At 50.5% G+C, this 27000-nt stretch carries 18 protein-coding genes, 1 pseudogene and 1 riboswitch; of the genes and pseudogenes, 15 read left to right on the top strand and 4 right to left on the bottom strand.

The genetic code is table 11. From position 1 onward, the window contains the following. Window positions 1–174: 174 nt before the first annotated feature. On the top strand, window positions 175–984 hold the full coding sequence (locus BST81_RS25725; protein ID WP_075601368.1) for a class II glutamine amidotransferase: 810 nt from the start codon (window positions 175–177) through the stop codon (window positions 982–984). A 66-nt stretch (window positions 985–1050) separates the two neighbouring features. Here BST81_RS25725 and BST81_RS25720 read toward each other — a convergent pair whose 3' ends face one another. Both BST81_RS25720 and BST81_RS27810 read right to left on the bottom strand, forming a co-directional pair. After that, window positions 1051–1368 carry an RNA-binding protein gene (locus BST81_RS25720; protein ID WP_075601367.1) on the bottom strand — a complete coding sequence of 106 codons (318 nt, stop codon included), beginning with the start codon at window positions 1366–1368 and terminating at the stop codon, window positions 1051–1053. Window positions 1369–1578: 210 nt separating this feature from the next. Then, window positions 1579–1791, bottom strand: a complete 213-nt coding sequence (locus BST81_RS27810; RefSeq protein WP_143780506.1) for a hypothetical protein — start codon at window positions 1789–1791, stop codon at window positions 1579–1581. A gap of 602 nt (window positions 1792–2393) precedes the next feature. On the opposite strand from BST81_RS27810, the gene BST81_RS27220 reads away from it, so the two are divergent. The 9 genes from BST81_RS27220 to BST81_RS25670 all read left to right on the top strand — a co-directional run bounded on the left by BST81_RS27220 (window position 2394) and on the right by BST81_RS25670 (window position 13633). Beyond that, window positions 2394–4319 (top strand): CHASE3 domain-containing protein, encoded by a 1926-nt coding sequence (locus tag BST81_RS27220; protein WP_083637095.1) that lies wholly within the window; start codon window positions 2394–2396, stop codon window positions 4317–4319. Beyond that, window positions 4316–4768, top strand: coding sequence for a response regulator (locus tag BST81_RS25705; protein ID WP_075601366.1), 453 nt, complete (start codon window positions 4316–4318; stop codon window positions 4766–4768). The genes BST81_RS27220 and BST81_RS25705 overlap by 4 nt, the downstream gene beginning before the upstream one ends. Continuing rightward, the gene (locus BST81_RS25700; RefSeq protein WP_083637094.1) at window positions 4758–6302 is read left to right on the top strand and encodes an ATP-binding protein; all 1545 of its coding nucleotides are present in this window, start codon (window positions 4758–4760) and stop codon (window positions 6300–6302) included. Before BST81_RS25705 ends, BST81_RS25700 begins: the two co-directional genes overlap by 11 nt. 30 nt (window positions 6303–6332) lie before the next feature. Further along, window positions 6333–8054, top strand: a complete 1722-nt coding sequence (locus tag BST81_RS25695) for an EAL domain-containing protein (protein ID WP_075601381.1) — start codon at window positions 6333–6335, stop codon at window positions 8052–8054. A gap of 115 nt (window positions 8055–8169) precedes the next feature. Next, complete coding sequence (locus BST81_RS25690) at window positions 8170–10218, top strand: PAS domain S-box protein (RefSeq protein ID WP_143780505.1); 2049 nt, start codon at window positions 8170–8172, stop codon at window positions 10216–10218. Continuing rightward, on the top strand, window positions 10196–11323 hold the full coding sequence (locus BST81_RS25685; protein ID WP_075601364.1) for a response regulator: 1128 nt from the start codon (window positions 10196–10198) through the stop codon (window positions 11321–11323). The genes BST81_RS25690 and BST81_RS25685 overlap by 23 nt, the downstream gene beginning before the upstream one ends. Before the next feature lie 30 nt (window positions 11324–11353). Further along, on the top strand, window positions 11354–11740 hold the full coding sequence (gene gloA, locus BST81_RS25680) for a lactoylglutathione lyase (RefSeq protein ID WP_075601363.1): 387 nt from the start codon (window positions 11354–11356) through the stop codon (window positions 11738–11740). 64 nt (window positions 11741–11804) lie between these two features. Further along, the gene (locus BST81_RS25675; RefSeq protein ID WP_075601362.1) at window positions 11805–12161 is read left to right on the top strand and encodes a response regulator; all 357 of its coding nucleotides are present in this window, start codon (window positions 11805–11807) and stop codon (window positions 12159–12161) included. A 14-nt stretch (window positions 12162–12175) separates the two neighbouring features. Further along, on the top strand, window positions 12176–13633 hold the full coding sequence (locus tag BST81_RS25670) for a HAMP domain-containing sensor histidine kinase (RefSeq protein WP_075601361.1): 1458 nt from the start codon (window positions 12176–12178) through the stop codon (window positions 13631–13633). Here BST81_RS25670 and BST81_RS25665 read toward each other — a convergent pair. Then, the gene (locus BST81_RS25665) at window positions 13610–13951 is read right to left on the bottom strand and encodes a hypothetical protein (RefSeq protein ID WP_075601360.1); all 342 of its coding nucleotides are present in this window, start codon (window positions 13949–13951) and stop codon (window positions 13610–13612) included. The genes BST81_RS25670 and BST81_RS25665 overlap by 24 nt on opposite strands. A 775-nt stretch (window positions 13952–14726) precedes the next feature. Here BST81_RS25665 and BST81_RS25655 point away from each other — a divergent pair. Together BST81_RS25655 and BST81_RS25650 are read left to right on the top strand one after the other, a co-directional pair. After that, window positions 14727–20546 carry a HAMP domain-containing protein gene (locus tag BST81_RS25655; RefSeq protein WP_075601358.1) on the top strand — a complete coding sequence of 1940 codons (5820 nt, stop codon included), beginning with the start codon at window positions 14727–14729 and terminating at the stop codon, window positions 20544–20546. A 10-nt stretch (window positions 20547–20556) separates the two neighbouring features. Then, window positions 20557–22248: an ATP-binding protein gene (locus BST81_RS25650; RefSeq protein ID WP_075601357.1), complete on the top strand. Its 1692-nt coding sequence runs from the start codon at window positions 20557–20559 to the stop codon at window positions 22246–22248. A 384-nt stretch (window positions 22249–22632) separates the two neighbouring features. Here BST81_RS25650 and BST81_RS25640 read toward each other — a convergent pair whose 3' ends face one another. Beyond that, window positions 22633–23961 (bottom strand): hypothetical protein, encoded by a 1329-nt coding sequence (locus tag BST81_RS25640; protein ID WP_075601355.1) that lies wholly within the window; start codon window positions 23959–23961, stop codon window positions 22633–22635. Window positions 23962–24275: 314 nt separating this feature from the next. On the opposite strand from BST81_RS25640, the gene BST81_RS25635 reads away from it, so the two are divergent. The 3 genes and pseudogenes from BST81_RS25635 to BST81_RS27805 form a co-directional block, all read left to right on the top strand. Next, on the top strand, window positions 24276–25187 hold the full coding sequence (locus tag BST81_RS25635; protein ID WP_075601354.1) for a LysR family transcriptional regulator: 912 nt from the start codon (window positions 24276–24278) through the stop codon (window positions 25185–25187). An 82-nt stretch (window positions 25188–25269) separates the two neighbouring features. Then, a riboswitch (Glutamine riboswitch) is annotated at window positions 25270–25367 on the top strand. Window positions 25368–25479: 112 nt separating this feature from the next. Next, window positions 25480–25914 carry a DUF4278 domain-containing protein gene (locus tag BST81_RS25630; protein ID WP_075601353.1) on the top strand — a complete coding sequence of 145 codons (435 nt, stop codon included), beginning with the start codon at window positions 25480–25482 and terminating at the stop codon, window positions 25912–25914. 894 nt (window positions 25915–26808) lie between these two features. Further along, window positions 26809–27000, top strand: a pseudogene (locus BST81_RS27805) (IS1 family transposase); the annotation flags it as partial.

The following is a 27000-nucleotide window of genomic DNA, read 5'->3' as shown; positions in this document are numbered from 1 at the left end:
CTTCATAGCTCTAACTTTTTAAGTGGGGTTAAACCCTAATGGGTTGAATTACAGCATTAGACAGGGAGGGTTCGAGAAAGGTTCAATGGGTTCAGTCTTTTCTCCTCGATTCGAATCAGATGGGAACCGCTATATTTGAAAGAAGATTAATTGGAAATAGATCCGTTAGCATTCATGTGCCAATTGTTGGGGATGAACTGTAACGTCCCGACGGACATCTGCTTCTCGTTTGAAGGATTTTGTGCCCGGGGCGGTAAAACCGACGAGCATAAGGACGGATGGGGAATTGCTTTCTTTGAGGGAGCAGGCTGCCGTGTATTTTTGGATGACAAACCCTCGATCGTGTCTCCGATCGCAGCCTTTGTCCGACAATATCCGATTAAATCGATGAATGTGATTGCCCACATCCGCAAAGCTACAGTGGGGCCAATTCAACTAGAAAATTGCCATCCATTTCAGCGAGAGTTATGGGGTCGATATTGGGTATTTGCCCACAATGGGGATTTGCCTGATTTACAGCTAGAGAACTATCCCTTTTATCGCCCTGTAGGTCAGACGGATAGCGAACGGGCATTTTGTCTGATCCTGAATACGCTACGGCAGAGCTTTCCAGATCAGAAACCCCCGCTAGCAAAGCTATATCTGCTGTTACAGCAAGTCACCCAGACGATCGCCCGCTACGGTATCTTCAACTATTTGCTGTCTGATGGAGAACACCTTTTCGCCCATTGTTCTACGAAGCTCTGCTACATTGTCCGGCAGGCTCCCTTTGCGGCTGCCCATCTGATTGATGAGGACATGACTGTAGATTTTCAAGAAGTGACCACATCTGAAGACCGGGTTGCCATTATTGCCACCACACCCCTGACGGATAATGAGGTTTGGACCCCGATCGAGGCTCATGAACTGCTGGTATTCCAGGACGGTCTGCCCCTCAAATGGGCGCAACTTCCCCAGGGATCGCATCAAAAAAGCTCAGGCTAAATAACCTGAGCTTTCCAATTAAAGCAAATCTATGGTCCAGATATCTCTGTAGACCAGGGCTTTAGCTTAGTAGCTGCGGGAGTAGTTGTTTCTCCGGCCACCGCCGCCACCACCACCGCCACCAAAGGAAGTCCCTCTATTTTCGCGAGGCTTCGCTTTGTTGACTTTCAGGCTGCGACCCATCCATTCAGCACCATCCAGAGCTTCAATGGACGCTGCTTCTTCAGCATCGGTACCCATTTCCACAAAACCGAAACCACGGGGACGACCCGTTTCCCGATCAGCGGGAAGCTGAACGCGCTTGACTGAACCATATTCTGCAAATACAGAAGTTAGGTCAGCCTCCGTAACCTCATAAGACAGGTTACCTACATAAATCGACATAATTTTCTCCAAAATCGGAAAAGTGTAGAGAGTTAGATTTCGGAGAGAAGCCTGCCAATACCAGACGCAAAAAATTCGCCAATACTAGAAACAAATTCTTCAACCGATACTTATCCTCGCCAACAATATAACACATTAAGTCAACAGTTTCAGCCTGTTTCCAGGTTTAGGGGTGGTCAGATTGGCAAAGGAGAAGGGAAAACCCGAAATTTATCGATCGACGCGAACAGGTTGACGCGATCGCAACCCAAGTAAGGGCAGCTTGTCCTCAGCCTGTCGCAGGAAGTCGAAACCGGCTTGAGGCCCTGCTCCCATCCCATTCCTTGTGGCTCTGGACTCTTCGATGCCGCTCAGGGCGCGATCGAGAGGCCCTGGTCCTGGAATTGCAGAGGTCCTAACTTGAGATAGTCGTTTTTTCCGCAAGCTTAAGTTATTTTAAAAAGTTTTTAGTAAAGTTGCACAACTGTGAGAGACTGAATCATGGGCCGCAATAGAACAGTACAGGTCTTCTAAAGTAGGCTGTCTTCAAGGGCTTTGGTCTCATTCAGCGATAGGTTGAGCAGACTGCATTTTTAAAGAATTCTAAAAATCGCTATCCCGGCAAATTTCATGCAGTAGAAACACTTACGTATGTCCAAAATGGACTCAGTGTGTCTGCGTAGCTACCCCTTTTCTTCAGGGGAGTCGGGGTTTTCTAGTGATTTCTCACATGAAATTCATCGATAAGAGCTCTTATGCTCATGCTCAAAGCCCATTGATCAGGAAAGATGTCCGGTTGCCTTAGCTTGTGGGGTTGCGTGCTCCATTCTGTCGAGTTCTCGATCGGGAAGGGGTGGGAGTTGAGTTAAGGAAAAGAGCTGGGAAGAATTAACTCCGAGGTTAGTCTCAGTGCTAATTGACTGACAAAACTTTTCTCGTGGGTTGGGTGGAGCAGAGCGAAACCCAGCCGACAGGATTTCAAGGGTTTCAGGGGTTTTGTCAGTCAACTACGTCTCATTGCCAACCGTGATTTAAGGTCTTTGAACATGGGACTGACTTTGAAATGGTCTGTAGATAAGCTCAATACAGTTAGATTTGGAATTACGATCGCAACCTTAGTCGGGCTTGCCCTGCTCTCCTACTTCAGCCTGAGGCGACTGCACGAAACCACAAGGCAGGTTCGGCAGGCCCATCAAACCCTGGAGCAAATTGATCTGGTGATGTCCCATCTCAAGGATGCGGAGACTGGACAGCGAGGGTACCTGCTGACGGGAAACCAGCAATACCTCCAGCCCTATGATGAAGCAACTGGAAAGATCGTACCTGAGTTAGAACTGCTCGCCACCTTAGTCAGGGATCGGCCCGCCCAGGCACAACGACTGACGGAGATGCAATCGCGGGTTCAGGCTAAGGTCTTCAATATGGGGCAAACCATTGAACTCCGCCAGACCCAGGGGTTTGAAGCTGCGCAGAAAATCGTGGAGATAGGTCGGGGCAAGCAGTTGATGGATGAGATTCGGGCCATTGCAACCGTGCTTCGATCCGAGCAGCGACTGCTTCTGGATCAGCGAACTTCTTATGAGGAACAACAGGGAGACCTGGCTACCTGGATCACAGTGGGGAGTGTGGTGCTCCAGATTCTGCTGATTACGGGGATAATTCTGCAATTGAACCGGGAGGCACGATCGTTACGGGAAAGTAACCAGAAACTGGAACGCTACACCCACGGGATGGAACAATTGGTCAATGCAGTCCAGAAACTCTCTATGGCAAGGGATCTGGATACAATCCTGACGGTGGTGAAGCAGGCGGCCCGGGAATTGACTGGGGCTGACGGCGCGACCCTGGTTTTGCGGGAACAGGATCAGTGCTACTACATTGAGGAGAATGCGATCGCCCCCCTCTGGAAAGGGGAACGGTTTCCCATAGACCAGTGCATTAGCGGTTGGGCCATGCAAAATCGTCAGGCTGCGGTGATCGAAGATATCTTGCAGGATGCCCGCATTCCCCAGGAAGTCTATCAGCAGACCTTCGTGAAAAGTATGGTCATGGTGCCGATTCGGACGATGCAGCCGATTGGGGCGATCGGGAATTACTGGGTAGAACCCCATCAGCCTCAGGTGGACCAGGTGAAGTTGCTGCAGGCCCTGGCAGATACCACTGCTGTGGCGATAGAAAATGTTCAGGTTTATGCCGAACTGGAAGAACGGATTCAACAGCGAACCGCTGAACTCCATCAGTTAAATGGAGTATTGTTGCGCTCCAATCAGGAACTGGAGCAATTTGCCTACGTTGCTTCCCATGATCTGCAGGAACCCTTGCGAACCGTTGCCAGCTATACAGAACTGCTGGCCAAGAAATATCGAGGTCAACTGGATGAAAAGGCGGAAAAGTACATCAACTATGTGGTGGATGGGGCATCTCGGATGCAACAACTGATTAATGACCTGTTGATGTATTCGCGGGTGGGCCGACAGACATTGCAACTGACACCAGTCGATTGTAATCAGGTGGTGCAGCAGGTGTGCAAGACATTGGAGATCGGGATCTCAGAAAATAACGCCACAATTACCTATGATCCACTCCCCACGGTCCTGGCTGATGTCACACAACTTACCCAACTGGTGCAAAATCTGATCGGCAATGCGATCAAGTATCGGGGAGAGGATCCACCCGTGATTCACATTACGGCAACCCAGCAGGCCACAGAGTGGGTCTTTTCCATCCAGGACAATGGCATTGGCATTGATCCCCAATATACCGATCGGATCTTTATTCTCTTCCAGCGGCTGCACACTCGCCGCAAATACAGTGGCACCGGGATTGGATTAGCCATCTGCAAAAAAATTGTAGAGCTGCATCAGGGGCGTATCTGGGTCGAATCTCAGGTGGGGCAGGGCTCGACGTTTTATGTTGCCCTTCCCGATCGCTATGAACCTCAAGCCGAAGTCCTTTTGGAGGCGATGGTATGATTTCTTATAAATCGGTTAGACCTATTGAAATCCTCCTGGTGGAAGATTCTCCCAGTGATGCTGACCTGACGGTGGATACCTTAAGTGAAAGTAAGGTGCTCAACAACCTGAGTGTGGTCGAAGATGGGGTAGAGGCCCTGGCCTTTTTGCGCCGGGAAGGAGATTATACCGAGGCTCCTCGTCCAGATTTAATTCTCTTAGATTTGAACTTACCTCGAAAAGACGGACGGGAAGTTCTCTTAGAAATTAAAGCAGACCCCGAATTGAATACCATTCCCGTCGTGGTGCTCACGACTTCTTCCGCTGAGGAAGACATTGTGAAAACCTACCAGTTGCACGCCAATTGCTACGTTACCAAGCCAGTTGGCTTGGAAGAGTTCATTGGCATTATCCGGTTGATTGAATCTTTCTGGCTGGCAGCGGTTAAACTTCCCCCGAATGGCCAGTAGTGTTATGCAGCAAGACTTGAGGATTCTCCTGGTTGAAGACAATCCGGCTGATGCAGACCTGCTACAGGAAACTCTGGAGGAGGCTGGAGTTCTGACTTGGACTGTTAGCCATGTAGAACGACTTGATGCAGCAATTGCGGCAATTCACCAGGAACCTTTTGAGATTATCTTGTCCGATCTGTCTTTGCCGGATGCCCAGGGTTTAGAGAGTGTGATTGGACTACGGGCGGCAGCCCCTGAGCTTCCTATTGTGGTGTTGACGGGGCTGAACAATACCGATATTGGTCTGGCCGCCTTACGACAGGGGGCTCAGGATTATCTGGTCAAGGGCCAGATTCAACCAGAGTTACTGATTCGTACGATTCGGTATGCGATCGAACGATCGCAAATTCAGCAGGTATTATATCAACAGTCGGCGGCAATGGCAGCCTCCATGGAAGGCATTGCGATTTTGAATGACCGACAGGAGTACATTTATGTCAACCAGGCTTTTCTGAATCTATACGGTTATCAGTTTGCCGATGACATTCTCGGAACAACCCTGGATGCGCTCCATCAGCACTCTGGTTTTGGCTCCCTCTGGAGATGGGTTGAACCAGCTATTCAGCGAGACGGTCACTGGCGGGGTGAATTAATAGCCCGCCGCCTGAACCAGGAGATCTTCTACCAGGAACTGTTGATTACAGCTTTGAATGATGGGGGCTTTGTCTGCAATGTGCGGGACGTGACCGAGCGTAAGCGGATTGAAGCAGAAATTTTGCAAACCCTGGAGCGGGAGAAAGAGCTGAATGAGTTGAAATCAAATTTCCTGTCCATTGTCTCCCATGAATTTCGGACTCCTCTGACGACTATCCTCTCTTCAGTGGAACTGCTCCAGAAATACAGCCATCAGGTCTCCACTGAGAAAAATCAATTGCGGTTTCGCCATATTGTGAATGGGGTGAAGCGGATGACCCATCTGCTCAATCATGTCCTGGTGTTTAATCAGGCTGAAGCTGGTAAATTACCCTTTAACCCGGTCCTTTTAGATGTGCTGGAATTCTGCCATGGGCTGATTGAGGAAATGCAGTTGCAGGCGGGAGACACCCACCAGATTATTTTCAGCCATCCAGGATCCCAGGGACAGTGCTACCGACTGGATGAGAATTTGCTCAGACATATCCTGACCAATTTAATCAGCAATGCCATTAAATACTCACCCTCGGGTTCCAAGGTTTTCGTCAACTTGGTCTGTGAACCCCAAGCAGTTCATTTTTCGATTGCGGATCAGGGAATTGGGATTCCCCCAGCAGATCTGGAACGGCTGTTTAGTATCTTTCGTCGGGGCAGTAATGTGGGCAATATTCCCGGAACAGGGCTAGGGCTGGCTATTGTCCACCAATGCGTAGAGTTGCATCAGGGCAAAATTGAAGTCACCAGTGAGGTGGGTAAAGGTACCGTGTTCAAAGTTGTGGTTCCCGTCGTTGCCAGATTGGTTGAAGCAGAAGGAGTGATTTCCCGAAAATTCATGCCAGTCTCCGACTCGATCGAGTGACTTATCATGACAACCCAACTAGAACAACCAATGACGAAGATTTTAGTCATAGAAGACGAAGACTCGGTTCGCGAAAATCTCTTGGAATTGCTGGAACTGGAATGTTTTGAAGCGATCGCAGCTGAGAATGGCCGTAGGGGTGTTCAACTGGCCCAGGAAGAGTTGCCCGATCTGATTTTGTGTGATGTTTCAATGCCGGAGCTAGACGGGTTTTCGGTACTGGAACAACTCCGCCAGAGTCCTAGAACTGCAGGCATTCCACTCATCTTTCTGACGGCTCGATCGGCCCCCCATGACTTCCGACAGGGAATGCGCCTGGGAGCGGATGACTATCTAACCAAACCTTTCTCCCAGGATGATTTGCTGGCCGCGATCGCCACCCGATTGGCCAAACATGCTGCCATTACCCAACCCTATATCCAGGTCCTGCAATCGATCACGGCAGAATTCAGCGAGCGGCTCAATTATGATCCGGTCACCTGTCTCCCCACCCGTCTATTGCTGCAGGAAAAGTTCAACCAGATCCGTGCCAATCAGGCCCTAACTCCGATTTTATCTTTGAAGATTGATCATTTCGATGCGCTTTGTTTTTGTTCAGACTATACCGAAGATGATTTACTTCGTGTCATCACGCAACGGTTGCTGGCCTGTCTGGATATGGACGACTTTCTGGCTCGTTTAAGCGATGACCAGTTTGTAATTCTGCTCACCAATATTAAGCACAGACAGTCGATTCATGCCATCTGTCAGCAGATTCTGGTTTTACTGTCCCAACCGTTCCAGTTAGAGCAACAGGATGTATTTCTCACCCTCAGCATTGGGATTGCCCTTTATCCGGAACATGGCCCTGAACTTAACGGGTTGATGCATAAGGCCAATCTGGTGATGCATCATGTGCAGCAACAGGGTGGCAATCAATACCGCTTCTACACGGCGAGTGTGAATCCACTTCAGGTGGAGCGACTGGCCCTGGAAGCCAGTCTGCGATCGGCCCTGGAAAATGCCGAGTTCCAGGTCTACTATCAACCCCAATTAGATTTGCAAACGGGCAAGGTGTTAGGGGCAGAGGCCCTGTTACGCTGGCACAATCGAGAGCGGGGGATGGTTTGTCCGGCAGACTTCATTCCCCTGGCCGAAGAAAGCGGTTTGATCAACCCCATCGGGGAGTGGGTGTTACAAACGGCTTGCCAGCAAACTCAGCGATTGCGAGAACGGGGATTTCCTACCCTCCGGATAGCTGTAAACCTTTCTGGGCAGCAGTTTTCTCAATCCCATCTGGTTCAGACTATTTCCCAAATCTTGAAAATCACCCATCTAGACCCCACAGCTCTGGAACTAGAATTGACGGAAACCACGCTACTACAGAATCAATCAGAGGCGATTTCAACCCTGAATGATCTAAAAAAGCTGGGCATCCAGATCGCGATCGATGATTTTGGTACCGGCTATGCCTCCCTCAGTTACCTGAAGCAATTTCCCTTTGATACGCTCAAGATCGATCGTTGCTTTATTCACAATGTCCATAGTGAAAGCTATAATAACGCGATTACGATGGCAGTCTTGCAAATGTCGCAACGGTTGAATTTACAGGTGATTGCGGAGGGGGTGGAAATCCCAGCAGAGTTGGAGTTCTTGCAAAATCATGGTTGTCAAACGATGCAGGGTTTTTTATTTAGTCGGCCTTTGCCAGTCGCAGAGTATGAAGTTCTGTTGGCAGAGGGGAGAGGTCTGTTTCCGCTGGAAGTTGCCTAAGAAAGAAGGTGAAGAGTCTGCTAACTGGGTGGCTTGCCTTGAACCTGTGCTGGGGAGTTGAAGCCAGCAGAATTGCGAGTTTAGTTGTGCCGATCTCTTGATTGCGGATTTGATCATGACATCAGAACTGATGCTATCCATCTTGCCCTGGGTCAATACCAAGCCCATGATCATTGAGTTAGACACGAGCCTATTTGAGGCCCTGATGCTGATGGAAGAGTCTGGGAACTGCTGCCTGCTAGTGGTGACCCACCAGCAGCTTGTGGGTCTATTCACCACAAAAGACCTGATGCGAGCTGTGAAATTGGGCCTTGACTTGAAGGCGATCGACGTTGCAGCGATGATGCAGACCCGCTATCTGACTCTGTTTGAGGCTACTGCTGCAGATACTGTTTTTGTCCTCAGATTAATCCAGCATCCCCACATTCACTATCTCCCTGTAGTGAACGTTGCCAGACAGGTAGTGGGTTTGATTACCAAAGCTTCGGTACTCCAGGCCCTGAATCTGGAACAATTGGATGTTGTAGCCAGCCAGGTGGAACTGGCCCTCAAGGAGAGTGCAGCCAGATTTCGTCAACTTTATGAACATGCCCCTGTGATGATGCACTCCTTGAACGAAGAGGGATGTTTTTGCTATGTCAATTTGAAGTGGCTGGAGGTCATGGGCTACCACCGTGAAGAGGTGATCGGGTTGAGAGCAGACCAGTTCATGACCTCTGAGTCAGCTCAATCCTTTCACACCATGGGAGACGAATTCTGGCGTAACTGTTACGCCAATAATCTAACGTTTCAGTACATTAAAAAGGATGGCAGTCTAATGGACGCTGTCCAGAATTGTGTCGTCATCACCACGCCAGAGGGCGATCGCCTCAGCATCTCAGTTGTCCAGGATATTACAGAACAACGACAGGCAGAATTGTCCCTGCGCCGATTGAACCTTGACCTGGAAGCCAGAGTGAATCAGCGAACGGCTGAACTCAGCGCTACAATCTCGCAGTTACAACAGGAAATTGCCAACCGCCAATCCATTGAAGTGGCTTTCCGAGAAAGTGAGGAGCGATTGCACATGGTGTTGCAAAACATGCCTGTAATGCTGAATGCATTCAATGCCGCAGGGCAGATCATTGCCTGGAATCAAGAGTGTGAAAGGATCACTGGCTATACAGCAACAGAGATTGTGGACAACCCCAAAGCCATGGAGCTGCTTTATCCAGATCCAACCTATCGCCAGCACATGCTAGTCGAGTGGGCCAGACGAGGCAAGTATTATCGGGATTGGGAATGGGCGATTACCTGCAAAGATGGCCAGGTTAAAACGATCGCCTGGTCCAGTATCTGTGAGAAATTTCCGGTGCCGGGGTGGGAGATTTGGGGCACCGGCATTGATATCAGCGATCGTAAACAGGCGGAAGCTGAAATCCTCAGTGCCCTGCGCCAGGAAAGGGAGCTGAGCGAGCTCAAGTCCCAATTTATTACCCTCGTTTCCCATGAGTTTAGCACCCCCCTGAGCACGATTTTATCATCTACTGAACTTCTACAACGATATGGTCAGCAATGGACGGAGGAAAAACGACAATTGCGGTTGCAAAGAATTATTGATGCTGTAGATCAGATCGCAAGAGTTTTAAGTGATGTTTTGTTTGTGGGTCAAGCAGAAGCTGGAAGGCTAAAATTTAATCCCGCGCCTGTGAATTTAATTGAATTCTGTCATGCCTTATTGGAAGATTTCCAGTTGCAGAGCGGCCCGCAGCATGTTCTGAAGTTTGCCTCCCTGGGAAATTGTGAGTTTTTTTGTCTGGATCAAAAACTTCTCACCTATATTTTGATCAATCTCGTTTCCAATGCTATCAAGTATTCTCCTGAAGGCGGGGAAGTCTCACTCACACTGACCTGTGATCCTGAAAAATTGGTGATCCAGGTCCAGGACCATGGCATTGGCATTGCCATGGAAGACCAGAAACAACTCTTTACTGCCTTTGTGCGTGGGACTAATGTGGGGACAATACCCGGTACAGGCTTAGGATTGACGATCGTGCAACAATGTGTAAATTTACATCATGGCCATATTGCAGTTGCAAGTGAATCGGGCAGGGGGACTCTGGTTACAGTAACGCTCCCTGCTGGGAAAGTATCAGGTGATCATGCCGAAAATCCTTGTCATTGAAGATGAATTCTCTTTACTAGAAAATATTGTTGAATTACTCAATACAGAGGGATTTGAGGCAGTTGGAGCTGAAAATGGGCAAATCGGCCTCCAAAAAGCACTTCAGCTCCTGCCTGACTTGATTATCTGTGATATTCTGATGCCGGGGTTAGACGGCCATGCTGTGTTGTCCCAGATCCGGAACAATGCCAGCACCGCCCTCACTCCCTTCATTTTTTTAACTGCGAAAGGGACCACCCATGATTTCCGTCAGGGAATGAATTTGGGCGCAGATGATTATATTGCCAAACCCTTCAAACAGGCTGATCTCTTAACTGCGATCGCCGTTCGCCTTAAGAAACAGACTGTTTTCTTACAATTACAGGACAGAATTGTGCAATTAAATCAAACCAATTTTTTTCAGGAGCAATTTCTTGAAACTGCTGCGGATGAACTGAGAGAACCCATTACCAATATTAAAATTGCTATTCAAATGTTACGGGGAATCCCAACCTTAGAACAACAGAAAAAATATCTTGATCTGCTGGAAACAGAATGCACCCGTGAAATTAAGCTGCTCAATGACTTAATTCTCTTACAAAAATTAGCAGCCCATGGGCGAGTGCCCAGACTGGAATCTCTGACCCTGCAGAAATGGGCTCCCATTGTGCTTGAACCTTTCTATCGTCGGGTTAAAGATCGTCAACAAAGCCTGCAAGTGACGATTTCTCCCTATTTACCGGACTTGCTCTCCGATCGGGCGGACTTACAGTATGTGCTGGAAGAATTGCTGGATAATGCCTGTAAATATACAGCTCCCAAGGGGAAAATCATCTTAGAAATTTATCGGGCTCCCCTGCAAAACCCTGGGGGGGAAAATGGGATATCAGGGGTTATGATTGCCGTCAGTAATGAAGCTGACCTTGCAAGTGAAGTGATTCCCAAGTTATTTGATCAATTCTATCGGGTTCCAGGGGGCGATCGATGGAACCAGGGAAGCAGTGGTTTGGGGCTGACGCTAGTTAAGAAGCTGGTGGAACGACTGGAAGGAAGTATCCAAGTCATGAGCGAAAATGGCTGGACCCATTTTTATCTTTTTCTCCCTGCTTTACACCGGGTTTCATAGAATTGGAGGGGACACTATTTGGAGCGATCGATGCGATTACTGCACACAATGTTGCGAGTGGGCAACTTGGAAGACTCTCTCAAGTTTTACTGTGACGTGCTGGGGATGAAATTGCTGCGACAGAAAGAGTATCCCGGTGGAGAGTTCACCCTGGCTTTTGTGGGCTACGGGGATGAAGTCGATCATACTGTTTTGGAGCTAACCTACAACTGGGGTGTGGAACAATATGACCTGGGAACGGGCTATGGGCATATTGCGATCGGGGTCGAAGACATTTACACAACCTGTGCCAACATCCGATTGCGCGGCGGCAAAGTCACCCGTGAACCGGGGCCGATGAAACATGGGTCCACGGTCATCGCTTTTGTGGAAGACCCCAATGGCTATAAAGTTGAGCTGATTCAGATTCCGTCTTGAGAAGGATACTCCTGAGATAGGGGCTGTGACATAGTCGGGGAAAGAGCGATGATGTGAACGAACCATGGCCCATGTTCTTTTAGTTGATGATGAGGCTCCCCTGCGAGATAGCCTGAGCTACACTTTGCAACGGGAGGGCTATTCCGTAACGACTGCAGAAGATGGCCTCAGCGCGATCAAGCAATTCCATAAGCAGGTGCCCGATATCATTCTGCTGGATCTGATGTTGCCTGAAGTGGGGGGCATGGAGGTCTGCTGGCGGATTCGGGCTTTTTCTAATGTGCCGATCGTCATGCTAACGGCCCGAGATCAGGATATCGATAAGGTCTGGGGCCTGGAAGCAGGTGCGGATGACTATGTGACCAAGCCTTTCAACACCAGGGAATTGCTAGCGCGCATCAAGGCCGTTCTGCGGCGTTGACCTCCGGAGCTGGAATGGGGAGACTGCGACTGCCGAAGCGATGGAATTCAATTTATGCCAGATTGCTAGCGACCTACCTGTTGTTAACCACCCTGGCAACCACCCTGATGGCAGGGTATATCCTGTTGTCCTTCTATGACTACTTCATTCAGGTCCGACAGTCAGACCTGGAGAACTGGACGGCTGCTTTGACTGAGACTGTGGCGGATGCGCTGGCAGATCAGGACAGGCGACGGGTTGAGATTCTGGTACAACGCTACGGAGCCCCGGATAATGTCACCCTGCGCGTTCTGACGCCAGATGGACGGTTGCTGGCCACCTCCAGTCCCCAGACAGATTGGCAGGTCACTCAATGGCTGCAGATTCCTGGGATGAGGGAGGCATTGCAAGACCAATCATCGCGAGGGATTGCCAAGGGGATTTTTTCGGATGACGATCGCCTCTATAGCACTCGACTGATCACTCACAATGATCAGGTTTTGGGTATCTTGCGCATGTCCATTACCCTGAAACAGTTCCAGCGGCAATTTGCCCAGGTGATCTGGACCATTCTCGGTACGTTGGTGGGTACGATCCTGCTCTGTGCCCTGATCAGTGAACGGTTGGCCCGCAGCCTGTCCAGGCCCGTAGAATTGATGCAGCATTTTGCTATTCGGGTAGGGAGCGGCCATTTTGATGACAAATTAATCATTCGACAGAGTAATGAACTGGAGCAATTGGCGGCGGAACTAAACCGCATGAGTGCCCGCTTAGCTTCCCTGGATCAGGAGCGGCGAGCTTTTCTGGCCAATGTCTCCCACGAACTACGCACACCCATCAGCAACGTGCAGGTGACGGTTGAGGCCCTGAAGCATGGAGCCTATGAGGAGACGGAACTGCGCGATCGCTTTTTTCAGACCATTGAGGATGAAACGAAACGCCTGTCTCGCCTCCTTCACGATCTATTAGATTTAGGCCGTCTGGAAGCAGGGGTGAGTCATTTAGAGCGACAGATCATTTCCCTGCCCAGCCTGGTAACCCGAGCCGTCATGGCGATGGAATCTCGAATGCAAGCACAGGGTATCGCTACCCAGGTCAATGTTGCGCCCATTTGCGTCAATGTTGATCCAGAACGATTGTTGCAGGCTATTCTCAATATTCTCGATAATGCCATCAAATATTCTCGGCCCAACTCCTCTATCTTTATTTCTGGGAGCAGAGAGGGAAAGTGGGCTCAGCTTGCAATTCGGGATCAGGGGCCTGGTATCCATGCCAGTGATTTACCCCGGATTTTTGAGCAATTCTACAGTTCGGATCCGTCTCGCCAAGGGAACAGTGCCGGATTGGGACTGGCGATCGCCCGACGGATCATTGAAGCCCATGGGGGGAGCATTACGGCCAGTAGTGATGCTGGGCAGGGCGCAATTTTTACCCTCTACTTACCCCTGCGGGAGGAGCCCGATCGGACCCTAGAGCGATCGCAAATCATCTAGCAATAGATTGATCCGTTCTGCCACATCCGCCTTGCCTTCCAGGTTCGCGTCCTGGAGGAAAACATCCACAATGAACCAGCGACACAGCTCCGGATCTATTTTGACCAGATTCAAAATCATGCCGTTGAGTACTTCTGTGGTAAAGGCGTCAGGTAACTGTCGGAGCTGATCACGAATGATGAGGGCATTATCCCGATCGTGGTTCTGCCCCACTAAAATCACGGCTTTAGTAACAGCTTCCACCAGGGTGCGAATTTCCTTGGCTAAGGCATTCGAAGTATCTGCACCGGCAGATTCTGGAGAGGGCTGATCTTGCAAGGGAATTCCTCCTGATGATATTACTGCTACTTTAACTTGAAGCTCCAGGACTGGTTGACTGGCAAAATTCCTCAAACCCCAAACCTAACAAGGTTGGGGTTTGCTCTGCTCTGCCCAATCTACAGGAAAAGTTTTGTCAGTCAACCAGGCTTCAGGCAATCCATCCTGATTGGGGGGTATTCAGCAATTTTGGGGGATCTCCAACTTTTGGAACCCGATCGCCCACTTCTGCAAGAATTTGGCGATCAAAGATGGGATGAATTCGCGATTTGAACCCCAGGAAAGAAATAAGATTCTTCTGCCTCTCGAGAGCATCCCAGTTTTGCAAGGTTGCCCACCCAAGGGGAAGCCGCTGCGCGTCTACATCCCCCAGCCCCTTCTCCCAAAGAGGGAGAAGGGGAGCCAGATTCAAAGTCCCTCTCCCGTTCTGGGAGAGGGATTTAGGGAGAGGGCTACAAAAGTGGGATGCACTCCTGCCTCTCTCCCAGGATAGAAATTTTCCTAACTCTCTAAAAATCCTTCTTTAGACAGAACTAGGAAAGTGATTTTCTGTCCTTCGATAGAGATTGAAGCTGATCAAAAATATCTGATGATAGGATCGCTGGATAGGCTCAGTCAAAGGCATCGCGGTCTATAATCTTTAGTCTTTTGGCAATCAATGTCTGTGAGCAACTGCAATAAAAATTACTAAAGATCGAGGTTGAACCTGTGGTCAGAAAGCTATCCCGGTCCCTTGAGAAATAGTTTTAAAGCAATCCACTAGAGGAATAGAGCCATGCCATCCCCTGTACAAGTAGCCGAAAGTCCAGATGATCTTGACTTGAAACAACTGTTGAAGATTTTAACCGAGGTCAAGAAGGGGAATTTCACGGTTCGTATGCCGATCGAACAGACCGGCATGGCAGGCAAGATTGCAGATACCCTCAATGACATCATTGAAATGAATGAGCGTATGGCGGATGAAGTGGAGCGCATCGGGACGGTCGTCGGGAAGGAGGGCAAAATTAACGAGCGGGCCTCTCTGGGCAGTGCCAGAGGCTCCTGGCGAGCCAGTGTGGATTCGGTGAACACCCTGATCACAGATTTGGTGCAGCCCACAGCAGAGACGGCTCGGGTGATCCGGGCGGTAGCGAATGGAAATTTGTCTCAGGCGATCGCGACAGAAATCGATGGCAGACCGTTGCAGGGTGAGTTCCTGCAAACAGCCCGGATCGTCAATACGATGGTGGAGCAGCTCAACTCCTTTGCCTCGGAAGTGACGCGGGTGGCCCGGGAGGTGGGCACGGAAGGAAAGCTGGGGGTACAGGCTCAGGTGCCAGGGGTGGCGGGCACCTGGAAGGATCTGACCGACTCCGTGAATCTGATGGCGGGGAACCTGACGGCCCAGGTGCGGAACATCGCGGAAGTAACGACAGCAGTGGCCAATGGGGATCTGTCTAAAAAAATTACAGTGGATGTGAAGGGCGAGATCCTGGAGCTGAAGGACACGATCAATGTCATGGTGGACCAGCTCAACTCCTTCGCCTCGGAGGTGACGCGAGTGGCGCGAGAGGTGGGCACGGAAGGAAAGCTGGGGGTGCAGGCAGAGGTGCCGGGGGTGGCGGGCACCTGGAAGGACCTGACCGACTCCGTGAACTCCATGGCGGGGAACCTGACGGGGCAGGTGCGAAACATCGCGGAAGTGACGACGGCGGTGGCGAATGGGGATCTGTCCAAGAAGATCACTGTAGATGTGAAGGGCGAGATTCTGGAGCTGAAGAACACCGTCAACACGATGGTGGACCAGCTCAACTCCTTTGCCTCCGAGGTGACACGGGTGGCCCGGGAGGTGGGGGCGGAAGGGAAGCTGGGCGGCCAGGCGGAGGTACGCGGCGTGGCGGGCACCTGGAAAGACCTGACCGACTCCGTCAACTTCATGGCCGGTAGTTTGACAGCCCAGGTGCGGAACATTGCGGAAGTGACGACAGCGGTGGCCAATGGGGACCTGTCCAAGAAGATCACGGTGGATGTGAAGGGCGAGATTCTGGAGCTGAAAAACACAATCAACACGATGGTGGACCAGCTCAACTCCTTTGCCTCCGAGGTGACACGGGTGGCCCGGGAGGTGGGAACAGAGGGAAAACTGGGGGTGCAGGCAGAGGTGCCAGGGGTGGCGGGCACCTGGAAGGACCTGACTGACTCCGTGAATTCGATGGCGGGGAACCTGACGGCCCAGGTGCGGAACATTGCCGAGGTGACAACGGCGGTGGCCAATGGGGACTTGTCCAAGAAGATCACTGTAGATGTGAAGGGTGAGATCCTGGAGCTGAAAAACACGATCAACATCATGGTGGACCAGCTCAACTCCTTTGCCTCCGAGGTGACGCGGGTGGCCCGGGAGGTGGGGGCGGAAGGAAAGCTGGGCGGCCAGGCGGAGGTACGCGGCGTGGCGGGCACCTGGAAGGACTTGACCGACTCCGTCAACTTCATGGCCGGTAGTTTGACGGCCCAGGTGCGGAACATTGCCGAAGTGACGACAGCGGTGGCCAATGGGGACTTGTCGAAGAAAATTACCGTGGATGTGAAGGGTGAGATTCTGGAGCTGAAAAACACCGTCAACACGATGGTGGACCAGCTCAACTCCTTTGCCTCCGAGGTGACACGGGTGGCCCGGGAGGTGGGCACGGAAGGAAAGCTGGGGGTGCAGGCCCAGGTGCCGGGAGTGGCGGGCACCTGGAAAGACCTGACCGACTCCGTGAACTCCATGGCGGGTAGTCTGACGGCCCAGGTGCGGAACATTGCCGAGGTGACGACGGCGGTGGCCAATGGGGACTTGTCCAAGAAGATCACCGTAGATGTGAAGGGTGAGATTCTGGAGCTGAAAAATACGATCAACACGATGGTGGACCAGTTGAGTTCCTTTGCCTCGGAGGTAACGCGGGTGGCCCGGGAGGTGGGCACGGAAGGGAAACTCGGCGTGCAGGCTTATGTGCGGGGGGTGGCGGGCACCTGGAAGGACCTGACCGACTCGGTGAATTCGATGGCGGGCAACCTGACGGCCCAGGTGCGGAACATCGCGGAAGTGACCAAGGCGGTGGCGAATGGAGACCTGTCGAAGAAGATCACGGTGGATGTGAAGGGTGAGATTCTGGAACTGAAGGACACGATCAATGTCATGGTGGACCAGCTCAACTCCTTCGCCTCCGAGGTAACGCGGGTGGCCCGGGAGGTGGGCACGGAAGGCATTCTAGGGGGTCAGGCGGATGTGAAAGGGGTAGCGGGCACCTGGAAGGATCTGACGGACTCGGTGAATTTCATGGCGGGCAACTTGACAGCCCAGGTGCGGGGGATTGCCAAGGTGGTGACGGCGGTGGCCAACGGGGATCTGAAGCGAAAGTTGATGCTGGAGGCAAAAGGTGAAATTGAAACCCTGGCCGATACGATTAACGAAATGATCGATACGCTGGCCACCTTCGCCGACCAGGTGACCACGGTGGCGCGGGAAGTCGGGATTGAGGGGAAACTGGGAGGTCAGGCCAAAGTACCCGGGGCCTCTGGAACCTGGCGGGCGCTGACGGATAACGTGAATGAACTGGCGGCCAACCTGACCACCCAGATTCGAACGATCGCTGAAATTGCCACTGCAGTGACCAAGGGCGACCTGACCCGATCGATCAACGTGCAGGCCGAAGGAGAAGTGGCCATCCTGAAGGACAACATTAACCAGATGATTGCCAACCTGCGGGAAACGACGCAGAAGAACACCGAGCAAGACTGGCTGAAAACCAACCTGGCCAAGTTCACCCGCATGCTCCAGGGACAGCGGGATCTGGAAACGGTTTCCAAATTGATCCTGTCGGAACTGGCTCCTCTGGTGTCAGCCCAGCATGGCGTCTTCTACCTGATGGAAACCAGTGAATCCCATTCGTCTTATCTGAAGCTGCTCAGCACCTATGCCTACCGGGAACGCAAGCATCTGGCAAACCGTTTCCAGTTGGGGGAAGGGCTGGTGGGGCAATGTGCTCTGGAGAAGGAGCGGATCTTATTGAGTGAAGTGCCTGGTGATTACATCAAGATCAGTTCTGGGCTGGGGGAAGCGACTCCCCTGAATGTGGTGGTCCTGCCCGTGTTGTTTGAGGGTCAGGTCACGGCAGTGATCGAGCTGGCCTCTTTCCGGCGCTTCAGTGAAATTCACCTGACTTTCTTTGACCAACTGACAGAAAGTATCGCGATCGTCCTCAACACGATCGCAGCCAGCATGCGAACAGAGGAACTGCTGAAGCAATCCCAATCTCTGGCTGAAGAACTGCAAACCCAGCAGAAAGAACTCACGGGCACCAACAAACGCCTGGAGCAACAGGCCCAATCCTTGAAGGCGTCGGAAGAACTGCTGAAACAACAGCAGGAACAACTGCAACAGACCAATGAGGAACTGGAAGAAAAAGCCGAACTGCTGGCGATGCAAAACCGGGAGGTGGAGCGGAAGAACCGGGAAATTGAACAGGCAAGACGATCTCTGGAGGAAAAGGCTGAACAATTAGCCCTGAGTTCCCGCTACAAGTCAGAATTCCTGGCTAACATGTCCCATGAATTGCGAACTCCCCTGAACAGTCTGCTGATTCTGGCCCGTTTGCTGGCGGAGAACAGCGAAGGCAACCTGATGCCCAAACAGGTGGAATATACCCGCACTATCTTCGCGGCTGGAAATGATCTGCTGGAGCTGATTAACGACATTCTGGATCTGGCCAAAATTGAGTCCGGCACGATGTCCGTGGAAATTGATCAGACCCTGTTTACGGATTTACGGAACCAGATTGAGCAGACCTTCCGCCAGGTGGCTCAAGATCAAAAGCTTGACTTCACGATCAGCGTCGGTCCCCAGGTACCGCGCAGTATTTACACTGATTCCAAACGATTACAGCAGGTGCTGAAAAACCTGCTCTCTAATGCCTTTAAGTTCACCGACCAGGGCCAGGTGCGCCTGGATGTCACTGTAGCCACGGAAGGCTGGAGTGCGGAACAACAGACCCTGAATCGCGCCGATACGGTGATTGCCTTTGCGGTTAGCGATACGGGGGTGGGAATTGCTGCTGAAAAGCAGCAGGTGATTTTTGAAGCCTTCCAGCAGGCCGATGGCACCACCTCCCGCAAGTATGGGGGGACAGGACTGGGCCTCTCGATCAGTCGGGAAATTGCCCGGTTGCTGGGGGGTGAAATTTGTCTGGTCAGTGAATTGGGTCAGGGCAGTACATTTACCCTTTACCTACCCCAAACGTACCTGTCACCAGAGATCGGCAGGTCCAGAGAGGGGATGATACTGGCCGGGGGACGATCGGGAGAAGGGGCTTGGGAACCCCTGCCCCTGCACACGTCCCAGGCCCAGACGGCTGCCTGGCTGCTGGAAAATGAGTTGGAGGACGATCGGGAAACCATCCAACCTGGCGATCGGATCCTGCTGGTGATCGAAGATGACACCCACTTTGCCCGCATTCTGTTAGACATGGCTCGCCGTCAGGGATTCAAGGGACTGGTAGCTCCCAGAGGGGATGTGGGACTGACGATGGCCCAGGAGTTTCAACCGGCTGCGATCATGCTGGATCTGTGCTTGCCCGGTCTGAACGGATGGATGGTTCTTGATCGCTTGAAACACAACCTCCGCACCCGCCATATTCCTGTGCATTTGATGTCTGCCGAAGCCGGGGAACAACGAGGTCTGAAGCAGGGGGCGATCGCCTTTTTAGAAAAACCCATTCGCAGCGAAGTTCTGGCCCAGGCTCTGGCCCGACTGAAGGAGTTTGTGGAACGACCCGTCAGGCATCTGCTGATTGTGGAAGATGACGCCAGCCAGCGACACAGTATTCAGGAGTTGGTTGGGGCCGAAGATGTCAGTAGTACGGCTGTGGGTACTGGCGCAGAAGCTCTGGAAGCCTTGAAGGCCGATCAATTTGACTGTATGGTGCTAGATCTGGGGCTGCCTGATATGAGTGGCCCGGAACTGATTGAGCGGATCCGGCAGGAATTCGCGTCGGAACGCTTGCCCATTATCATTTACACCGGGCAAGATCTGACCCCTCAGCAGACGGCTGAACTCCAATGCATCGCTGATCGCATCATCATGAAAGATGCCCAGTCACCAGAAAGATTGCTGGATGAAACAGCTCTTTTTCTACATCGCATTCAGACCAATATGCCCACTACCCAGCAACTGATGCTGGTTCAACTCCATCAAACTGATCCCATTCTGGCAGGCAAAAAAATTCTGATTGTGGATGATGATGTCCGCAATATTTTTGCCCTCACCAGCCTGCTAGAGCGCTACCAGATGCAGGTGCTGTATGCCGAGAATGGTCAGGATGGAATTGCTCTGTTAGAGGGTGATGCAGCGATCGTCATTGTCCTGATGGATGTGATGATGCCGGAGATGGATGGTTACGAAACCATGCAGGCCATGCGTCAGATGCCCTCACGGGAAACCCTGCCCATCATTGCCCTGACCGCAAAAGCAATGAAGGGGGATCGGGAAAAGTGTCTGGCAGCAGGCGCTTCTGATTACATTACAAAACCCGTGGATACAGAACACTTGATTTCTTTGCTCCGAGTTTGGTTATATCGATAGGGATAGTTCCATGCAGGACGAGTTGACCGTTAATGTGCTCCTGGTTGATGACCATCCAGAAAATCTGCTGGTGCTAGAGGCTATCTTAGGCAGACTGGGTCAAAATTTGGTGAAAGCGCAGTCGGGTACGGAAGCACTCCGATGCTTGCTGAATCAGGATTTTGCCGTGGTCTTGCTGGATGTGCAGATGCCCATGCTCGACGGATTCGAAACGGCCACCCTGATCCGACAGCGGGAACGATCGCGGAATACCCCCATCATTTTCCTGACAGCCTTTAACACCAGTGATACTTTGATTTTCAAGGGATATGCCCTAGGGGCTGTGGATTATTTGATGAAGCCGATTAATCCGGAGATTTTGCTTTCCAAAGTCTCGGTGTTTGTGGACCTGTATAAGAAAACGGCTGAGGTCGAACGGCAATCCAGGCAGTTGATGGTCATCAATGCAGAATTGCGCCAGAGTGAAGCCCGCTTCCGCTCCCTCAGTGCCTGTTCTCCCGTGGGTATTTTTCTGCTGGATATTGCCGGACGCTGTACCTACACCAATCCCCAATGTCAGGCTATCTGTGGATTCACCCTGGAAGAGAGTTTGGAGGAAGGCTGGACTCAATTCCTCCATCCTGACGATCGGGCAAGGGCGATGGCAGATTGGACCCAGAATATCCGAAACCACCAGACCTTCTCCTATGAATACCGCTTTCAACGGGGGGATGGTAGCTTGTGCTGGGCCCATGTTCGGACATCGCCCCTGTTCTCTGACCACGGGGCCTTGATGGGCCATGTGGGTACCCTGGAAGACATCACAGAACGGAAGCAGGCAGAAGCCATTCGGGAGCAGGTGCTGCAGGAACAGGCTGCTCGTCAGCAGGCAGAAGCGGCCAACCGAATGAAAGATGAGTTTCTCGCCCTTGTTTCCCATGAACTGCGGACCCCTCTGAATTCAATTCTGGGTTGGTCCAGGCTACTGCAAACCAGAAACCTGGATGCAGCAACCACGGCCCGAGCGCTGGAAACGATCGGACGGAATGCCCGATCTCAGGCTCGCCTGATTGATGATGTCCTGGATATTTCCCGCATCATTCGGGGCAAGCTTCACCTGTCGATCTCGCCGGTTGATCTGGTAGGGGTAATTGAAGTCACTGTGGAAGCGATGCATCCCCAAGCCGAGGCCAAATCCATAGGTCTGAAAACCCGGCTAGACTCCACAACCTGTACGGTTTCAGGAGATCCAGAACGACTCAAACAAATTATTTGGAATTTGCTCTCCAATGCCATCAAGTTCACTCCCCAGGGAGGCCAAGTAGAGATCAACTTGCTATTGGTTACGGGGCAATCGTCATGGGGCCATAGTTCTAAATCCAATCCAGAATTAATGACGAATGATCAACAACCCGTGACCAATGACACCTACGCGCAACTCACGGTCACCGATACCGGTATCGGTATTTCACCGGATTTTCTGCCCTATGTGTTCGATCGCTTCCGTCAGGCGGATAGCAGCAGTACCCGCTCCCATGGGGGATTGGGACTGGGATTGGCGATCGTCCGGCATTTGGTGGAATTGCATGGAGGCAGGGTGCAGGTCCATAGCGAAGGCAAAGATCGGGGGGCCACCTTTACCGTCCTGCTCCCCCTATTACAACCGGCCCGCAGAAGCAACCAGGCGCAGAATGAGATTGTGGGTCAAATTATTGCTGGGTAAGAAGGCTGGGGGAAAGACCGCACCCCCATTGCCCTATACTCGTGAAAGCTGCTGCAATGACCAGATCCAACCCTGGAAACCACTGGAGGGTAATTAGGGGATAACCCAATTTTCGATCAATTTAAGAATAACCACAGATACTACAATTTGCACGGCAACTTGAGCAGGGGGTTGTCTTTTGTCTCTTTTTGCCGTCCCCTCAGTCTGTGCAAATGCTGCATCCATCTGGATTAAGCCCAGAAGGATAAAAAAGTATAGTGACAGAATAAATCGTCGATATATTGTCATAGGATTTAGGATCACGAATTAAATAAGATGAACAATTGGGGTGCAGGGGCGTTGCCCCCAAACCCCTACTTTATTTAGTTTTCGATCCTTAGTATATTAAACCAGATTTTTATTGCGATGTTCGTGCCATTGTAAGCCGATAATTGCAACTACAAAGAGCATATAGCTAGGTTCCTCTAACTGAGAAAAGATACATCCAAAAACGAAAATGGTTAGGACTAAATATTTGGCAATTTCTCCTAAACAAACATAATTCCAGATCAGAAAGCCAAGATAAAAGTACACACCTAGGCCTACAAACCCCAGGTCTCCCCAAATTCCTGCCCAGCCAAACAACGGCGAAAACATACTGGATTGGTTGCCTAGCCAACTTTCACCTACTGCTCTCCAAACAAGAACACTGACAGGATGAACCGTAGCATCAAGGGGTTTTAGCAAATCCCAATAGATCTCTAACATCCAGCCTCCTAATCGGCCTACAGTATGCCCCGGACCAAGGCCAAATAGCCAGTTAAGGGGAGAGGTAAAATATTGGGGAGCTATTCGGAAAGCTGCAAATTTTAGTCGCGTTGCTTCGCCATCTGGGCCGTAGATCTCAGGGCGAATCCAGGTCGTGAAACCACTAAGGAATTCAAAGTTATAGATAGCCCAAAGAAAGATGCCAATAAAACAACTTCCTGCAATTAGATATATTAAAGTTTTTGCAGGATTTTTGATGTTAATTAGATGCAAAAGCATATAACCAACAATAAAGGATAGTAAAACCTGCTTTGTATCAGAAATAATAACCTGATTGAAAATAATCAAAACTATCAACCCTCTGAGCCAGATGGGTTGGCTTTTCATCCCAACAAAATAGTAAACAGCAAAAGTCAAAGAAATCGATGATGAAATGACATGCCCTGCACCTTGCCCAATGAAAACGCCCGTGATATTGTCTTCCAGCCCAGGTAGCTTATGGCGCTGGAAAACATATCTTTGAATGTAGGTAAATATGATATTGGTTAGGGCAAATCGAATGATCAAGGTTCGAAATCGAATAAAATTTTCTGCTGTCAGGGGTAGACTAACAATAGTTAGCAACAACATAAAAGGCTCAGCTAATAGTAGAAAGCTGAGGACAGCATTAATAAACCCTGCGTCATTCAGTAAGGCACTGGCAAAGATGGTTCCCAGAAGCAGGAATAATCCGATCAGAATCGATCGGGCTGTTGCAATTTGCCTTGGATCCTTGCTGCGAGATTTTAAAAGTGTAGAGCCACAGGCTAAGGGAACAGCTGCAAAGTGAAGGAAGTTAATCAGGGAGGGGATTTTCAAAGAAATCAAGACACGCGGAAAGAATGTAGTAGCGATAGCTACCAAGGTTAAAGTGGAGTTTGAAATATACCCCTTTTTCTGCTCAGATTTAGTGAGAGTTGACTCCATAAGCTGGTCTTAATAAATACGGGGAAGTGTTCCAGATGGGCCTGTTTAAAGTGTGATCTATGTTAGGGCTTAATCAAGCCTATCCCTCAAAAAGTTAGCATGAAACCTGGTTTCAGCCTGGTTGACTGACACAACCCCTGAAACCCTGGAAATCTCGTCCGTGGGGTTGAGGTCCGAAACCCAAGGTAAAAGCCTTGACCCTGTTGGGTTTTGCTCTGTTTCACCTAGCCGACGGGAAAGGTTTTGTCAGTCAATCAGGGTTTCAGCAGTTGTGTCGGTCAATCAGACGTTGGAGATTACTGAAGCCTAACATTATGGAATTGCGACACCTGCGCTACTTTATTATTCTGGCTGAGGAATTGCATTTTGGTCGCGCCGCAGAGAGACTGCACATTGCCCAGCCTCCCCTCAGTCAACAGATCCGTCAACTGGAAGTGGAACTAGGATTTCAGCTTTTTTATCGAACCAAGCGCAAGGTTCAACTGACAGAAGCTGGACAACTGTTCTTGGGGCGATGTCAGGATATTTTGCAGCAACTGGAACAAGCGATTCAGTTAGGGCAACAGGCTCACCGGGGGGAAGCTGGACACTTGCGGGTTGGGTTTGTTGGCTCTGCTGCTTACAATGTTTTACCACCGATTCTGAGGGCCTTTCGTTCCCAAACCCCTACCGTTACGCTGGAATTGCAAGAATTAACCACAGATCAACAACTGCGCTGGCTACAGGAAGGACGAATAGATATTGGTTTTGTACGCCCCCCTGTAAAGGGGAGCACCATCCATTCAACGGTGATTTTTCAAGAATCCCTGATCGTTGCCTTACCCGAATCTCACATCTTGACAACTCAGACTCACGTTGCGACTAAATCTCTGTTCCAGGAGTCCTTCATTTTGTTTCCACGCTCTTTAGCCCCGGGTTTGTATGACCCCATCATCAGTCTGTGTCGTCAGGCCGGATTTAGCCCTCAGATTGCTCAGGAGGCTATCCAGATGCAGACGATCGTGAGCCTGGTTGCAGCAGAAATGGGGGTGGCGATCGTTCCAGCATCCCTGCAAAATCTCCAGCGCCAGGGTGTGGTCTACAAGACACTCCAGGAGGAGACCCCAACCGTAGAACTCGCCCTGATCTGGCGAGTTCATCCCTCTCCCACCGTTCAGCGTTTTCTGGAGATTGCAGGCTCAAATTGGCAACCAGACCCTGTCAACCAGGACTGTCAGCAGGGGTGAATGGATCAGAATTGAGAAATTCACCCTCAAGGGTGATTTGCCATTTTTTTTATAAAATGGTAAATTTAGATACAGAAGAAAAATCGTTCATCCCCACTAGGTAAGTATAACTAGTCTGAAAGGATAAGGTCTATCCCAAGAAGGGGACGGAAGTAAGGGTCATTCCTGAAGGAACGCGCTTCTCTTCACCTGAAGGCAACGCATTGCAAGTAATTGCAAATATTGCAATTACCTGCAAATAAAGATTGCAGACAGAAGATTGCAAACAAAAAGTCGTTGGAGAAGCGAAACTATGAAACTCATCTATCGTGGCACTGTTTACGAGTACGATCTCAGCGAACCCAAAGCGGTTAACCCTGACCTGTTTCCTCAAGCCCCCTACACACTGACCTATCGGGGAGTCAATATTCAAATTGATCCGAAGGCACCTTCCCATCAGCCTCCCGCGCCAGCAGAGTGTGACTTGATCTATCGGGGTGTCTCTTACCATGTGAGTCGCAATACTCAAGGTGCGGTGACAACAACGGTAAAACCGGCTAGCAAGGCTGCAGCCAAGCCAGTTTCTGTCCCGTCAACTTTGCCGAAGCAATATGTGTCCAAAATTCATCAGGCCAATCTGCTAAATAACCTGCAGCACCGGTTAGAAATTGCCCGGGAACAGGGAAATCAAGCTCTGGTGGTTCTGTTGGAAGCAGAACAAAAGCAAATTACTGCCTGGAATTACTAGAACCAGCGCACCGCTTGTTTAGCGCTAGACATTACATCCCTGCAGAGGCTTTTTGGGCAAGGGGTTAAAGCAAGGGGTTAAAGCAAGGGGTTAAAGCAAGGGGTTAAAGCAAGGGGTTAAAGCAAATGGAGGGGGGCAATGACCCCCTCCATTTGCTTTGAGGGTATCTTCACCCGTTATGGCAATTTGCCATGGGAGGGTCAAGGCAACTGCAGGGAAAACCCCAGGGTCATGCTGGCATCTACGCCAGTGATAGCGTCTCGCTTACTCCCAGATTTATCCTGCTCGAAGTGAATGCTTGCAAACTTCTGTTAACCTCCATTCTCCTTTGCAGGGGAACTTGTTATCTTAAATACAGGCATACGAAAAGCTTGGCTTTCAGGGCAATGCCTCCTTCCCTGAACCCCTTACAGTAGACTAATCTAGCAACAGATCTAGCAAGAAATCTAGCAACAGATCTAGCAACATTTGTTTTCTGCATTTGATTTCCAACATTCGTCTTGCAGCAACAGTTCGTAGCAACCATCAAAATAGGAGAGGACGTGCTTTGGTCGGCTTGTGCGTGATTTGGTAAAGATTGAGCGTTTTTGTCTCTTTTCCTGCGTGTCTTACCTTGCACAACCTTGAACTAAAGCAGAGGACTCAACCACCAACCTAAAGTCACCCATTCAAGTCACTAATTTATTGTGGGTTAGTGAGTAAATGGATGGATTAGATAGCTTAAGCAATGCTCTGTTAAGTGTCTGATTCATGGCTGATCTACCTCAGTAAGTGGCTGATTGAAGTGGCTAATTAGTTAAATGGAGGAATGCACGTTACTGACAATGCACGGTAGTGCGTCAAACTGATGTGGGTCTGGTAGAGTAAGGAATCAACGATTCACCTACTCAAGCTATGGAATGTAAGCTCTGCGGTCATTCTAAGACTCACAAGCATGGCAAGATGCCGAATGGGCATCAACGCTACTTTTGCCTGGGGTGCCAACAAACCTTCTCAGAGAGTTTTGACACCCTCTACTACTACCGTCACGTCAGTCCAGAGCAAATTCAACAAGTCCTGCAAGCTCACAGTGAGGGCACCAGTTTA

It is taken from the genome of Leptolyngbya sp. 'hensonii' (genome assembly GCF_001939115.1).
Classification (GTDB): Bacteria; Cyanobacteriota; Cyanobacteriia.
The sequence above is the reverse complement of the archived record's forward strand: the minus strand, read 5'-3'. Positions and strand labels throughout refer to the sequence as shown.

Bases quoted from the DNA above. Each gene is read 5' to 3' on its own strand.
- BST81_RS25725 (WP_075601368.1), top strand. From the start codon at position 175: ATGTGCCAATTGTTGGGGATGAACTGTAACGTCCCGACGGACATCTGC.
- BST81_RS25720 (WP_075601367.1), bottom strand. From the start codon at position 1,368: ATGTCGATTTATGTAGGTAACCTGTCTTATGAGGTTACGGAGGCTGAC.
- BST81_RS27220 (WP_083637095.1), top strand. From the start codon at position 2,394: ATGGGACTGACTTTGAAATGGTCTGTAGATAAGCTCAATACAGTTAGA.
- BST81_RS25705 (WP_075601366.1), top strand. From the start codon at position 4,316: ATGATTTCTTATAAATCGGTTAGACCTATTGAAATCCTCCTGGTGGAA.
- BST81_RS25700 (WP_083637094.1), top strand. From the start codon at position 4,758: ATGGCCAGTAGTGTTATGCAGCAAGACTTGAGGATTCTCCTGGTTGAA.
- BST81_RS25695 (WP_075601381.1), top strand. From the start codon at position 6,333: ATGACGAAGATTTTAGTCATAGAAGACGAAGACTCGGTTCGCGAAAAT.
- BST81_RS25690 (WP_143780505.1), top strand. From the start codon at position 8,170: ATGACATCAGAACTGATGCTATCCATCTTGCCCTGGGTCAATACCAAG.
- BST81_RS25685 (WP_075601364.1), top strand. From the start codon at position 10,196: ATGCCGAAAATCCTTGTCATTGAAGATGAATTCTCTTTACTAGAAAAT.
- gloA (WP_075601363.1), top strand. From the start codon at position 11,354: ATGCGATTACTGCACACAATGTTGCGAGTGGGCAACTTGGAAGACTCT.
- BST81_RS25675 (WP_075601362.1), top strand. From the start codon at position 11,805: ATGGCCCATGTTCTTTTAGTTGATGATGAGGCTCCCCTGCGAGATAGC.
- BST81_RS25670 (WP_075601361.1), top strand. From the start codon at position 12,176: ATGGGGAGACTGCGACTGCCGAAGCGATGGAATTCAATTTATGCCAGA.
- BST81_RS25655 (WP_075601358.1), top strand. From the start codon at position 14,727: ATGCCATCCCCTGTACAAGTAGCCGAAAGTCCAGATGATCTTGACTTG.
- BST81_RS25650 (WP_075601357.1), top strand. From the start codon at position 20,557: ATGCAGGACGAGTTGACCGTTAATGTGCTCCTGGTTGATGACCATCCA.
- BST81_RS25640 (WP_075601355.1), bottom strand. From the start codon at position 23,961: ATGGAGTCAACTCTCACTAAATCTGAGCAGAAAAAGGGGTATATTTCA.
- BST81_RS25635 (WP_075601354.1), top strand. From the start codon at position 24,276: ATGGAATTGCGACACCTGCGCTACTTTATTATTCTGGCTGAGGAATTG.
- BST81_RS25630 (WP_075601353.1), top strand. From the start codon at position 25,480: ATGAAACTCATCTATCGTGGCACTGTTTACGAGTACGATCTCAGCGAA.